This window comes from Arthrobacter sp. PM3 (genome assembly GCF_003352915.1).
In the GTDB taxonomy this organism is placed as follows: Bacteria; Actinomycetota; Actinomycetes; order Actinomycetales; family Micrococcaceae; genus Arthrobacter.
This window is the reverse complement of the sequence record NZ_CP022314.1, coordinates 425,509-438,243: the sequence shown is the minus strand read 5'-3', so window position 1 is coordinate 438,243 and position 12,735 is coordinate 425,509. Positions and strand designations below refer to the sequence as shown.

Genomic DNA, 12,735 nt, shown 5'->3' with positions numbered 1-12,735 from the left:
CTAGAGCAGGTCCAGGTCCTGCAGGCCCCTGGCGAGCCCGGCACCGTCGGGGGAATAGATCCACGGGACGGACGATTCCGAGTGGTCGCCGGTGTTGGAATGGCCGCCCGCGAGGACGGCTTCGCTGGCCGAGAGCTGCCGGATGCCGATCGCGGCCACCCGGTCCGGGTGTTCCCGGGCGAAGCCGGAGTAAATCTCTTCATCGTGCTGCCCGTTGTCGCCGAACAGCAGCCAGCGCATGTGCGGGAATTCCTGGGCGAGGAGTTCGAGGTTGCGCCGCTTGTGGTCCTGGCCGCTGCGGAACCAGCGGTCGTGGGTCAGCCCCCAGTCGGTGAGCAGCAGCGCGCCCGGGGGGTAGAGGTTCCGGGCGATGAAACGGCCCAGGGTGGGCGCGGCGTTCCACGGCCCGGTGGACAGGTAGATCACCGGGGCATCCGGGTGCTCCACCTTGAGCCGGTCCATCAGCACGGCCATGCCCGGCGTCGCCATCCGGGCACGTTCGTTCAGGACGAAGGTGTTCCACAGGGCCAGGAACGGCCGGGGGAGGGCCGTGACCATGATGGTGTCGTCAATGTCCGAAACGATGCCCAGACGGGTCTCCGGGGAGATCACGAAAATGCGGGCCTCGACAGGGTCCGTGCCGTCGGCGCGCAGCACGGCCGTGTGCCAGCCCGGGGTCAAAGCCACCGGAACCACGGTGTCCACGAGCCCGCCGCGGTCGGCCTGCACGCGGGTGGTGACGCCGCCGAGCTGGATCTCCACCTCGGTGTACTGGACCGGGACGGACGTGAAGGCACGCCAGCCGCGGAAGTTCTGGTTGCCGTTCTTGGCAACCCGCTCGGCCTTGCTGCCGGGCACGGGCTTGCTGGTGAGCACGACCCGGCCCAGCACCCGGGCCCACTCCGTCGAGCCGTAGCCCTGGTACGCGACCGTCTGCGGGGCGAACTTCCACCGCCGGGCTGTCTTGAGGCGGATCCCGTTGACGGTGTCGGACACCCAGTGGGCGAGCCGGAACGCCCGGTTGCCGGACACGGGCCGCTGCTGCGCTGGTTTTGACGCCAATTCCATGCCTCCACTCTTTCACAGCGCCGGCACCCCGCCGTGCGTGTGAAGCGCGCCGCGGACGACGGCGGCTCCCGGGCCCGGTGCCCGGCTCACCCGGGAACCGGATCACCCAGGAGTCCGCGCAGGGCGGCGGCGTTGCGCACGGCGTTGCCGCCGCCGTCGTTGTTGAAGTACGCAAAGACGTCCTTGCCCGCAGTCCGCCATTCCCGGATCCGCCCGGCCCACCAGAGCAGGTCCGCGTCCGAATAGGAACCGCTGTAGAGGACGTCGTGGTCCGGGCCGTGCAGCCGGACATAGACGAACGGGGCCGTCGCCCGCAGGACGCAGGGCAGCCCGGCGCCGCTCATCACGCAGTACGCCGCGCCGTGCCGCTCCAGCAGCGCGTACACGGCGTCGTCGTGCCAGCTCGGGTGCCGGAACTCCACACTGACCCGGATCCAGCCGGGCAGGACGGCCAGGAAGTAGTCCAGCCGGGCGTCGTCCCGTGCGAAGTCCGGCGGCAGCTGAACCAGCAGGACGGCCCGTTTGTCGCCGAGTTCGTGCCAGCACCGGGTGATGCGCTCCACCCACACCTCCGGGGCGTAGAGCTTCTTGCCGTGCGTCAGTCCCCGAGGGGCTTTCACCGACAGGGCGAAGCCCTCGGGCAGGCGGCGGCGCCAGCCGGCGAAGGTGGCCTCCCTGGGCCAGCGGTAGAAGCTGGCGTTGAGCTCGACGGTGTCGAAGCGGGCCGCGTAGTGCGCCAGCCGGTCCCGGGCCGGCAGGCCTGGCGGGTAGAGAACGCCCTCCCAATGGTCATAGCTCCAGCCGGACGTCCCGATCCGCAGGGCGCCGTGTCCGGCGAAGCTCCGTTCCAGCATGACCGGATCCTATTCTGCCGGGACGGGGGGAACGCAACCCGGGCTGCGTCCGCGCACCGTCCCGCAGCACCGTCCCGCAGCACCGTCCCGCAGCCGCGTCCCCGGACCTTGCTCGAACCGGGCGGTACGGTGTGGCACTGTAAGTGTCATGGCACGTATCGAGGACTACGCAATGGTCGGGGATCTGCACACGGCGGCCCTGATCAGCACCGAAGGCTCCATTGACTGGCTGTGCCTGCCCCGCTTCGACTCGCCGGCCTGTTTCAACGCCCTGCTCGACACGCCCGCGGCCGGCCGGTGGCTGCTGGCGCCCGAAGACGGCGGCGAATGCACCCGGCGCCGCTACCGCAAGGGCACGCTGATCCTGGAAACGGACTGGGAGACCCCCGAGGGCAAGGTCAGGATCATTGATTTCATGCCACCCCGCGACGAGGTGGCGGACATCGTGCGGATCGTGGTGGGGCTGCGCGGCACGGTGCGGATGCGCGGTGAACTGGCCCTGCGGTTCGACTACGGTCACATCGTGCCGTGGGTCCGCCGGGACGACTACGGCATCCATGCGGTGGCCGGTCCCGACGCCGCCTACCTGGTGACCGGGGCACCCCTGCGCGGCGAGCGGATGCAGACCATCAGCGAGTTCAGCGTCACGGCCGAGGAGCGCGTGCCGTTCGTGCTGACTTGGAGCCCCAGCCACCTGCCCCGGCCGCGCTGCGTGGACCCGGAGGCGGTCCTGGCGTCCACGGAGGAGTTCTGGAAGGCCTGGTCGGCCAGGTGCAAGATCACCGGGCCGTACCGCGACGCCGTCCAGCGCTCGCTGATCACCCTCAAAGCCCTGACTTTCGCCCCCACGGGAGGCATCGTCGCCGCCGTCACCACGTCGCTGCCGGAGGAGATCGGCGGCACCCGGAACTGGGACTACCGCTTCTGCTGGCTCCGCGACGCCACCCTGACGCTGCAGGCGCTGCTGGCCGTGGGCTACACGGAGGAGGCCGGCGCGTGGCGCGACTGGCTGCTGCGCGCCGTCGCAGGGGACCCCGCGGACCTGCAGATCATGTACGGACTCCACGGCGAGCGCCGGCTGCCCGAGCTTGATCTGCCCTGGCTCAAAGGCTATGAAAATTCCGCCCCGGTGCGGACCGGGAACGGCGCGGCCGGCCAGCTCCAGCTGGACGTCTGGGGCGAGGTCCTCGATTGCCTGTCCTTGACGCGGAATTCCCTGCTCAAGCACAGCGACGACGCCTGGGACGTCCAGGTGGCCCTGATGGAACACCTCGAGACAACCTGGCAGCGTCCGGACAACGGGCTGTGGGAGATGCGCGGACCGCAGCGGCACTTCACGCATTCGAAGGTCATGGCGTGGGTGGCGGCGGACCGCATGGTCAAAGGGGTCCGGGACTTCGGGCTGCCCGGCCCGGCGGACCGCTGGGAGGAACTGCGCGACACCATCCATGCTGAAGTCATGGCCAACGGGTTCGACGCCGAACGCAACACGTTTGTGCAGTCCTACGGCCGGCCCGAACTCGACGCCAGCCTGCTGCTGCTGCCCCGGGTGGGGTTCCTCCCGCCCGATGATCCCCGGATCATCGGAACCATCGACGCCGTCCAGCGCGACCTGACGCACGACGGTTTCCTGCGCCGCTACCGGCCGGCCGAAAGCGACGACGGGCTCCCCGGCGAGGAGGGGGTGTTCCTGGCCTGTTCCTTCTGGCTGGTCGAGGCCCTGATCGGCGCCGGCCGGCGCCACGAGGCCCGGGAACTGTTCGAACGCCTGCTGGCGCTGCGCAACGACGTCGGACTCCTCAGCGAGGAGTGGGGCGTCGGGTCCGGCCGGCAGCTGGGCAACACGCCGCAGGCGTTCAGCCACTTCGCCCTGGTGCGGAGCGCACTGGAACTGCACAACGACGGCGTCCGCCGCAGCGACATCCCGCTGCACTCCGGCGGGCACAGGTCCCGCGGCGGCGGCGCCGGCCGCCCGGGGGCCAGCTCCGGTCCGCACCAACAGCACCACTGACGCGCCCGCCGACGTGCCCCCGGGGCTGTGCTCCAACCGCGAAGTAAGTATACTTACTAAAATCCCGGCGGGGGATACAGGGAACAAGGAGTGTGCAATGGCGGGGTATTTCGAGCTCGTGGACGCGCCGGAGGGCGGCTACCGCCTCCGGATGATGGACGGGGCGGGGCAGCTGATGGCCGTGTCGGTGACGTTTCCCACGAAGAAGGCGGCCGTCGCCGGCGTCGCCCAGGCCCGGGAGATCGCAGGGACGGGCCTGGTGAAGGACCGGACGGCCGGCGGCCGGCCCGCAACGCTGGGGCCCACGCCCCGGGTGACCCGGCGGACGCTCGGCGGCACCGGGCGTTCAGTGTCGGCCACCGGAGGACCCGCGGTGACAGCAAAGAGACCCCGCGCCCGGCACTGAGCCGGCCTCAGCGCGGCGCTGGAAACTTCTTCCAGGCCTTGGCGAAGTCCGCCTCGGCCCGGGCGGCCAGCTGCCCCTCGCGGGCATGCAGCCGGCCGAACGTGAACCCGGCTTCGCCGTTGCCGGCGGCGCTTCGGCCGAGTTCAGTCAGCAGGGTTTGCGCCACCACGCTGTCCTGATGCAGCCCCAAGGCGGTCTGGATCTTGCGCGACGCCGCGGCCGTCTTGGCGAGGCGTTTCGCGTCCTTCTTCCGGGCCACGGTCGCGGCGAACTCGGCAGCGTAGCGCAGGCGCTTGGCTGACTTCCTGATCTCATGCAGCCCGGCATCCCGGGACTCCGCCGCGGAGACGGTGCCGGAGCTTTCGTCTGTTCCTCGGCCCTCCCGGGGCGCCAGCCCGTCCACGGCACGCCGCAGCCGGGCTTCGTCCTTGGCTACGAGTTTCCGGACGGTCGTCTCCGGCGGCTGCGACGCTTTGTCGGTCCATGGAGCGTCGGCGACGAACCCGGACAGCCGGTCCAGCAGGAGGGCGAAGCGTTCGCCTTCGAGCGCCACGATCACCTCCTTCATCCCCGCAGCGGCGGAGGCATCCAAGGATTCGTTGATCCGTTCCGCCGCCGGACCGACCACCAGCCCCGGGGGCTCCTCGGCCAGCAGTTCCCTGAGCCGGTCCTCGACCACGGTCGGGTCCCGGGCAGCCCCGAGAACCCCGGAAATCCATTGGAGTTCGCTCCGGATGCCGTCAGAGGCGCCGGCTGCCAGGAGAGAGCGCCCCGTGGCCAGCAGGGAACGGAGCCGCCGGGCCGCGACGCGCATCTGGTGGATGCCTTCCGGCTGACCCGCCAAGGCGCCGGGGCTGTGGCGTCGCAGTTCGCCAAGCTGTTGGCCAAGATAGTCCTTCAGGACATCGCCCGTCGTGGTCGCCATGCTTCACTGTACTGACTTCGCGGATGCCCGGACAGGGTCATCCGTACCGGTTACAGTATGGCCATGGAACCGCGGGGGAACAGCGATGCGGGCCGGGCCCGGAAGCATCGGACCGGCCTGGTGGTGCCGCTTGCTGCCCTGGCCATGCTGCTCGCCGGCCTTATCCTGCTCGCCTGGCCGGCGCCCCGGGAAGACGTCGGCTGGTTCGCCTATACCCCGCTGCCCGCCCGGCCCGTCCTGCCGCAGGGGCTGGTCTTCATGGGGGCCGGGGCCTGGGCCGGCGTCGCGCTGACCGGCGCCGGACTGCTGGTGCTGGCCTTCTGGACCGGCTACCGAGCGGGCAGACAGGCCAGGGAGCGCCCGGGCGGGGACCGCGGCGGCGATTCCCGCTAGCGCCCCCGCCCGCCCCGTACGCCCGCCCGCCCCGTACGCCCGCCCGTCGCCGCGAGTTGGCACGTCGCGGCAGTCGGGGCGCGAAACACTGCCGCGAAATGCCATCTCGGCGGTAGGCTTGCCGGGCAACGGCGCAAGCGCGCAACCAGTCGAGGAGGACCCATGAGCCAGCACCACACTCCCGGACGGGTCGCCGTCGTCACCGGAGCGGGCTCCGGCATCGGCCGTGCGGTGGCGCGGCTCATGCTGGCCGAGGGCTACCGGGTGGTCCTGGCCGGCCGGCGGGAAGAACCCCTGCGGGAGACCGCCGCCGGACACCGGCAGGCGCTTGTGGTTCCATGCGATGTCACGGACCCGGCCGACGTCGAACGTCTCTTCGCCGCGGCCATGAAGCAGTGGGAGCGGGTGGACGTGCTGTTCAACAACGCCGGCGTGTTCGGCCCCGCCGCCTCGGTGGACGAGATCAGTGTGGCGGACTGGGAGGCGACGGTCGCGGTGAACCTCACGGGGTCCGTCCTCTGCGCGGCGGCTGCCGTGCGGGCCATGAAGGCCCAGTCGCCCCAGGGCGGGCGGGTCATCAACAACGGCTCCATCGCGGCCCATTCACCCCGGCCCCGGACCGTGGCCTACACCGTGACCAAGCACGCGATCACCGGGCTGACCAAGAGCATTGAGCTCGACGGGCGCGGGTTCGGCATCACGAGCGGACAGATCGACATCGGCAACGCGGCCACCGACCTCATGGACGAGATCGGGGTCGGCTCCGGCGCCGTCCAGGCCGACGGCACGCGCAAACCCGAGCCGACGTTCCCGGTGCAGGACGCCGCCCGGGCCGTGCTGCTCATGGCCGGGATGCCGGCGTCGGCCAATGTCGGTTCCCTTGTGGTGACGGCCGCCGGGATGCCGTTCATCGGACGCGGATAAGGGCGCGGGCCGCGGGCGGGAGTGACGGGGCGGCGTCTACAGCGGCAGGAGGGCGGACAGGTCCGCGCGGAGTCCCGACGCGGCAACCTTGCCGGCCGCGACGGCGTCCGCCCAGCTCAACCGGCCGCTGACCATCGCCAGCCACGTGGCGGCGTCGCACTCGATGACATTCGGGGGAGTGCCGCGCGTGTGCCGCGGGCCCTCCACGCACTGCGTGACGCCGAACGGCGGGACGCGCACTTCCACGGAGTTGCCCGGGGCGCGGGCGGTGACTTCCTCCAGGGAGTAGCGCACCGCCGTCGCGACCGTGGCGCGCGGGACGGCGGATCCCCCGGTGCCGACTGTGGTTTCCGGGGTTGTGGTTTCCGGCGTGGCCGGGGTGGCCGGGGTGGCGTCCTGCCAGGCGGCGAGCGCCGCGCGGCCCTCATCCAGGGCGATGCGGCGGCGGGATACAGCCATGGTCCGGTCCCCCGGGCCTAGTCCAGCAGGGCCGCGACGGCGCGGCCGAGCCGGATCTTGCCCACCGGGCGGCCGCCGCCCAGTACCGGATCCACCACCTTGTCCAGGACGCTGGAGACTTCGGGGATGTCGACGGCGTCGGAGGCTGCGAGCAGGGTCAGGCCGACCAGGGTGGCGGCCCGGATGTTGCCGTCGAGCATCTTGATGGCAACGGAGACACCCTGGCGGGTGGCCATGACCAGCACGCCCTCGGCACCGACCTTGGCCAGGATGCCGAGTTCGTCCATGACGATCGTGTTGGACTGGCCGCGGCCCTGGACGGCCCACGGGTAGTCCAGCATGGACGTGGCGATCGTGGCGGCCCGCGCGTTGGAGTTTTTGTCGCCCGGTGCCTTGGCCAATTTCGAATAGGCGCGGGCCAGGCCGGTCAGGGACACCGCCGCAACCGGCGCGCCGCAGCCGTCGATGCCCAGATGGGTGATCTGTTCGCCGCAGTACTCCTCGATCACGGAGCGGATGCGCTGCTGCAGCGGGTGGTTGGGCTCGAGGTAGCTGTGCTTGTCCCAGCCGTTCTCGGAGCACGCCCACAGGAACGCCGCGTGCTTGCCCGAGCAGTTGAACGCGAGCCGGGTCTTGCCCCGCTCGGTCTGGACGAGCCAGTTCCGGGCGGTCTCGTCCTGCGGCCAGTCGGCCGGGCACTGCAACTGGTCTTCTTTGGCGCCGGCCGCCTTGAGCATGCCCTCCACCACGTCCATGTGGTCCAGGGAGCCGATGTGGCTGCCGCAGGCGATGGCCACCTGGGCGCCGCGCAGGGGGACACCGGCCTGCATCGAGGCCAGGGCCTGCAGCGGTTTGAGCGTGGACCGGGCAAAAATGGGGGCAGTGACGTCGCCGAGTTCGACCACCACGGTTCCGTCCGCGGCCAGCACAACGGCCGAACCGATGTGGCGGGATTCCACGAAGCCGCTGCGCTCAATGACTGCCAGTTCGACGGCGGAGTCGACTGTGAAGGTTGCATGCGGGTTCAAAGCCATGCAGCAAGTCTATGGTGCCGGGTACGGATACCCCGGTTATTCCACGGTCACCATCACGGACTGCCAGCCGGAGGCGCCGTCCGGTACCGGATCCGCCCGCTTGTCCGTTTGCACCTCGCCGGTACCGTCCGTGGCGCGGACCCTGATGTAATGCGGGCCCGGCGCGGCATCCCAGTCCACGGACCACTGCCGCCACGTGCTGAGCGACGCCTCGTCGGAGAGTACCGCCTCGGTCCAGGGCCCGCCGTCGATCTGCACTTCAACTTTGGCGATGCCGCGGGTCTGGGCCCACGCAGCGCCGCCGATTGCCACCGTCCCCGCGGGGAGCCGGGCGAAGGAGCGGGGGACGTCCACCCGGGCCATGGTCTTGATCGGGCCGTGGTCGGACCAGCCGCGCCGGGTCCAGTACGCCGTGTTGTCCGCGAACCGGGTCACTTCCAGGTCCACCACCCACTTGGTGGCCGAGACGAAGCCGTACAGCCCGGGCACTACCATCCGCACCGGGTAGCCGTGTTCGAGCGGGAGGGCCTCCCCGTTCATGCCGATGGCGAGCATCGCGTCCCGGCCGTCCTGGAGCACCTCCAGCGGGGTGGAAGCGCTGAATCCGTCAACCGACGTGGACAGCACCATGTCCGCGCCCGCCGTGGGCCGGGCCATCTGCAGGACGTCGCGGATGGGCATGCCCAACCATTTGGCGTTGCCGGCCAGGTTGCCGCCGACCGGGTTGGACACACAGGTCAGCGAGACATGGGATTCGATGAGCCGGGCGTCCAGAAGGTCCTGGAATGTGAGCCGGACTTCCTGTTCCACGAGGCCGTGGACGCGCAGTTCCCAGTCCTGCGCGTTGATCTCGGGCACGCTGAGGGCCGTGTCGATCCGGTAGAAATCCTTGTTCGGGGTCAGCCACGGCGGCATCCCGGAAACCTTGGACTGGACGCCGGCCGGGACGGCGGGCGCGGCCGTGGCGGGTGCGGGCAGCCGGAGCTGCTCGCGCGCCGCGGCCACGTTGCTGCGGGCGGCGCTGAGCATCCGCCCGCCCGTGGCGGCGGCGGCCGAAACGGCAGCCGTGACGCCGGCGGCGGCGAAAAACGCGCGCCGGGTGGTACTCGGGCGGTCGGGGTCCTTCGCGGCGAGTCCGGCTGCCTCATCCGGCCATTCCCGCGTCCGCCACAGCCGGGCGAGCAGGAACCGCAGCACAGCGAGGCCCGCCGCGGCGCCGAGCAGCGAAGGAACGGCGTCGACCGGCCTGACCCCGGCCCGGGTCACCACACTGGCGACAATGACCGCGCCCATCAGCAGCACCCCGGCCACGCCCAGGGCCCACTTCCGGTAGGCCACGATGCCGAGCACACAGGCCAGGAGCAGGATCGTGACCCCCATGCCGGCGAAGAGCGCCGCCTTGTCATTGGTGCCGAACGTGGCGATGGCGAAATCCTTCATCCACGGCGGCGTGAAGTCGATGAAGGTCGAGCCCAACGCAATCAGGGGCGTCGCCCGGGCGGTGAAGAACGCGCCGGTCAGTTCCGCGACTGACAGGACGACGGCGGCGGCGGCCACCCCCGCCACGGCGGCCAGCGCTGTCGCACCGCGGGGCCGTTTGCTGGGCTTCATACCGGGCTTGTTCATACACGACATTCGTAGCTGCGCCGCGGGCGGATTTGTCCGGCGAGTGGACATGCTCCCCCCAGGCCGCAACGACCGGACATGCCCCCGGGCCCGGAGGACATGCTCAGTCTTGTCAGGTGCGAGTGCGCATGCTCCTTGCCCGGGGAGGGCATGCTCAGTCTTGGCAGGTGCGAGTGCGCATGCTCCTTGCCCGGGGAGGGCATGCTCAGTCTTGGCGCTCACGAGCGGGCATGGTGGCATTATGTCCAATGCCGGAGGCAAGGAGTGGGCATGTCCCGGGGGCGTTGCCGGGAGGGGCCCGCGCTGCAGGGCGACGTCATCACACGCAGCCGGGCATGCGTCTTGGCCGTGTCACGAGGGACGGACATGCATCCTGGCAGTGTCATCAGGACTGGACATGCGTCTTGGCCGTCTCACGAGGAACGGACATGCATCCCGGTCCGGGAGGACATGCCCACCCTTGGCGTGCACGAGCGGGCATGGTGGCCCTATGTCCAGTGCCCGAGCCCAAGGCTGGGCATGTCCCGTGGATAGCGCGAGCCCAAGGCTGGGCATGTCCCGTGGATAGCGCGAGCCCAAGGCTGGGCATGTCCCGTGGATAGCGCGAGCCCAAGACTGAGCATGTCCCCCGGCCGACACAGCTTAGGAGCCTGCGGGGTGCACCACGTACCCTTGGAGACTGTGAAGGTACTTGTCATCGGCCCCGGCGGCCGCGAACACGCCATTGTCCGATCCCTGCTTGCAGACCCCAACGTGTCCGAGGTCCACGCCGCCCCGGGGAACGCCGGGATCAGCGCGCTGGTCCCCACATATGCGATCGATGCGAACAACCCCGACGCCGTCGCCGCCCTGGCCGTCAAGCTCACCGTGGACCTCGTGGTGGTGGGGCCGGAGGCGCCCCTCGCCGCCGGTGTGTCCGACGCCGTCCGTGCCGCCGGCATCCCCGTGTTCGGGCCCAGCAAGGCCGCCGCCCAGCTGGAAGCGTCCAAGGCGTTCGCCAAGGAAGTCATGGCCGAGGCCGGAGTTCCCACGGCGATGGCCCGCGTGGCCTCCAACGCCGAGGAAGCCGCCGACGCCCTCGACACCTTCGGCGCCCCCTACGTGGTCAAGGATGACGGACTGGCCGCCGGCAAGGGAGTTGTGGTCACCGCCAACCGCGCCGAGGCCCTGGCCCACGCGCAGAGCTGCTTCGACGCCGGCGGCACCGTGGTGATCGAGGAGTTCCTGGACGGACCCGAGGTCTCGGTGTTCGTCCTCTGCGACGGCCGCAACACCGTGGCGCTGTCCCCGGCCCAGGATTTCAAGCGCATCTTCGACAACGACGAAGGCCCCAACACCGGCGGCATGGGCGCCTACACTCCCCTGGACTGGGCCCCGGAGGGCCTCGTCCAGGAAGTCATCGACCGCGTGGCCCAGCCCACGGTCAACCAGATGGCCCACCGCGGCACGCCGTTCGTCGGTGTCCTGTTCGTCGGCCTGGCCCTGACCTCCCGCGGCACGCGGGTCATCGAATTCAACGTCCGCTTCGGCGACCCCGAGACCCAGGCCGTCCTCGCCCGGCTCAAGACGCCCCTCGGCGGGCTGCTCATGGCCGCAGCGAAGGGCGAACTGGACAAGGCGCAGCCGCTGCGCTGGTCCAAGGACACCGCCGTCGCCGTCGTCGTGGCCGCGGAAAACTACCCCGGCACCCCGCGGACGGGCGACCGCATCCGCGGCCTGAAGAAAGTTGACGCGCTCGAGGGCGTCCACGTCATCCACGCCGGCACGGCGTTCGACGACGAGGGCCGCGTGGTCTCGGCCGGCGGCCGCGTCCTGGCCGTCGTGGCGCTGGGCACCGATCTCGTCGAGGCCCGGGAACGGGCGTACGACGGCGTCGAGCTCGTCCAGCTGGACGGCAGCCAGTTCCGCACCGACATCGGCCGCAAGGCCGCCCGCGGCCAGATCCGCGTGACGGTGCCGGGCGCGGCCGCGCCGTCGAAAGCGCAGGCATGAACGTGACGGACTCCGCAACCCCGAAGCCTGAAACCCCGCAGTCCGGCACCGCGCCCAGGGGCGGACTGGACACCGCCACCCTGGACCTGCCCGGCTGGCAGCACGTCTATTCCGGCAAGGTCCGGGACCTCTACATCCCCGCCAACGCCGCCCTCACCGAGCGCTTCGGCCAGGACTGCGTGCTGGTCGTGGCCAGCGACCGCATCAGCGCCTACGACCACGTGCTGGCCAGCGAAATCCCGGACAAGGGGCGCATCCTGACCCAGCTGAGCCTCTGGTGGTTCGAACAGCTCGGTGTCGCCCACCACGTCCTGGCGTCCACGGTCGACGGCGGTGTTCCCGCCGCCGTCGAGGGCCGGGCGATGATCTGCAAAAAACTGGACATGTTCCCGGTCGAATGCATCGCCCGCGGCTACCTGACCGGCTCCGGGCTCCTGGAGTACCGGGACTCCGGCACCGTGTGCAGCATCCCGCTGCCCGCCGGCCTGGTGGACGGCTCGCGGCTCGAAGAAGCGATTTTCACGCCCTCGGCGAAGGCCGAAGTGGGCGAGCACGACGAGAACATCACCTACGACGCCGTCGTCGGCCTGGTCGGTGCGGACGTCGCCGCGAGGCTCCGCGAGCTGACCCTGGAGATCTACACGAAGGCCGAGGAAATCGCGCGCGGGCGCGGCATCATCCTGGCCGACACCAAGGTGGAGTTTGGCGTCGACGCGGCGACCGGCGTGATCACCCTCGGCGACGAGGTGCTGACCCCCGATTCCTCGCGCTTCTGGGATGCGGTCACGTACCAGCCCGGGCAGGCACAGCCGTCCTTCGACAAGCAGTATGTGCGTGACTGGCTGACCTCGGCGGAATCCGGCTGGGACAAGGCCTCGGACACGCCCCCGCCGGCCCTTCCGGCCGACGTCGTGGCGCGCACCCGCAGCCGCTATGTCGAGGCCTACGAGAAGCTCACCGGCCGCACGTTCGCCTAGGGCGTCCGCGGCGCACTCCGGCGGCGCACCCGGGTCCGTCACCGGGTGCGGCGCCCGCCGGGGCCA

12 protein-coding genes are annotated in these 12,735 nt (G+C 70.7%); 6 read left to right on the top strand and 6 right to left on the bottom strand.

What is annotated here, in order from left to right; genetic code table 11:
* Both CFN17_RS02090 and CFN17_RS02085 read right to left on the bottom strand, forming a co-directional pair.
* Positions 1-1,068, bottom strand: coding sequence for an App1 family protein (locus tag CFN17_RS02090; protein ID WP_208749746.1), 1,068 nt, complete (start codon positions 1,066-1,068; stop codon positions 1-3).
* A gap of 86 nt (positions 1,069-1,154) precedes the next feature.
* On the bottom strand, positions 1,155-1,922 hold the full coding sequence (locus tag CFN17_RS02085) for a DUF72 domain-containing protein (protein WP_208749745.1): 768 nt from the start codon (positions 1,920-1,922) through the stop codon (positions 1,155-1,157).
* 148 nt (positions 1,923-2,070) lie between these two features.
* Here CFN17_RS02085 and CFN17_RS02080 point away from each other — a divergent pair, with 148 nt between their 5' ends.
* Together CFN17_RS02080 and CFN17_RS02075 are read left to right on the top strand one after the other, a co-directional pair.
* The gene (locus CFN17_RS02080) at positions 2,071-3,933 is read left to right on the top strand and encodes a glycoside hydrolase family 15 protein (RefSeq protein WP_261792311.1); all 1,863 of its coding nucleotides are present in this window, start codon (positions 2,071-2,073) and stop codon (positions 3,931-3,933) included.
* A 97-nt stretch (positions 3,934-4,030) separates the two neighbouring features.
* Positions 4,031-4,339 (top strand): hypothetical protein, encoded by a 309-nt coding sequence (locus CFN17_RS02075; RefSeq protein ID WP_208749744.1) that lies wholly within the window; start codon positions 4,031-4,033, stop codon positions 4,337-4,339.
* A gap of 7 nt (positions 4,340-4,346) precedes the next feature.
* On the opposite strand, the gene CFN17_RS02070 is transcribed toward CFN17_RS02075, so the two are convergent.
* Complete coding sequence (locus tag CFN17_RS02070) at positions 4,347-5,264, bottom strand: CHAD domain-containing protein (protein WP_208749743.1); 918 nt, start codon at positions 5,262-5,264, stop codon at positions 4,347-4,349.
* 63 nt (positions 5,265-5,327) lie between these two features.
* Between CFN17_RS02070 and CFN17_RS02065 the strand changes: the two genes are divergently transcribed.
* Together CFN17_RS02065 and CFN17_RS02060 are read left to right on the top strand one after the other, a co-directional pair.
* On the top strand, positions 5,328-5,657 hold the full coding sequence (locus CFN17_RS02065; protein ID WP_208749742.1) for a hypothetical protein: 330 nt from the start codon (positions 5,328-5,330) through the stop codon (positions 5,655-5,657).
* Positions 5,658-5,819: 162 nt separating this feature from the next.
* Positions 5,820-6,581 carry an SDR family oxidoreductase gene (locus CFN17_RS02060; protein ID WP_208749741.1) on the top strand — a complete coding sequence of 254 codons (762 nt, stop codon included), beginning with the start codon at positions 5,820-5,822 and terminating at the stop codon, positions 6,579-6,581.
* A 36-nt stretch (positions 6,582-6,617) separates the two neighbouring features.
* Here CFN17_RS02060 and CFN17_RS02055 read toward each other — a convergent pair whose 3' ends face one another.
* Genes CFN17_RS02055 through CFN17_RS02045 form a run of 3 tightly spaced genes read right to left on the bottom strand, consistent with a single transcriptional unit; the run spans position 6,618 to position 9,700 of the window.
* The gene (locus CFN17_RS02055; protein WP_208749740.1) at positions 6,618-7,040 is read right to left on the bottom strand and encodes a sterol carrier family protein; all 423 of its coding nucleotides are present in this window, start codon (positions 7,038-7,040) and stop codon (positions 6,618-6,620) included.
* Positions 7,041-7,057: 17 nt separating this feature from the next.
* Entirely contained in the window at positions 7,058-8,074 is a 1,017-nt protein-coding gene (locus CFN17_RS02050) for an asparaginase (RefSeq protein ID WP_208749739.1), read from the bottom strand.
* Positions 8,075-8,110: 36 nt separating this feature from the next.
* Positions 8,111-9,700 carry a molybdopterin-dependent oxidoreductase gene (locus tag CFN17_RS02045; RefSeq protein WP_208749738.1) on the bottom strand — a complete coding sequence of 530 codons (1,590 nt, stop codon included), beginning with the start codon at positions 9,698-9,700 and terminating at the stop codon, positions 8,111-8,113.
* Between the two features lie 681 nt (positions 9,701-10,381).
* On the opposite strand from CFN17_RS02045, the gene purD reads away from it, so the two are divergent.
* Both purD and CFN17_RS02035 read left to right on the top strand, forming a co-directional pair.
* On the top strand, positions 10,382-11,692 hold the full coding sequence (gene purD / locus CFN17_RS02040; RefSeq protein ID WP_208749737.1) for a phosphoribosylamine--glycine ligase: 1,311 nt from the start codon (positions 10,382-10,384) through the stop codon (positions 11,690-11,692).
* A complete protein-coding gene (locus CFN17_RS02035) occupies positions 11,689-12,669 on the top strand; it encodes a phosphoribosylaminoimidazolesuccinocarboxamide synthase (RefSeq protein ID WP_208749736.1) in 981 nt (326 codons plus the stop codon). The genes purD and CFN17_RS02035 overlap by 4 nt, the downstream gene beginning before the upstream one ends.
* The last annotated feature ends 66 nt before the right edge of the window (positions 12,670-12,735 follow it).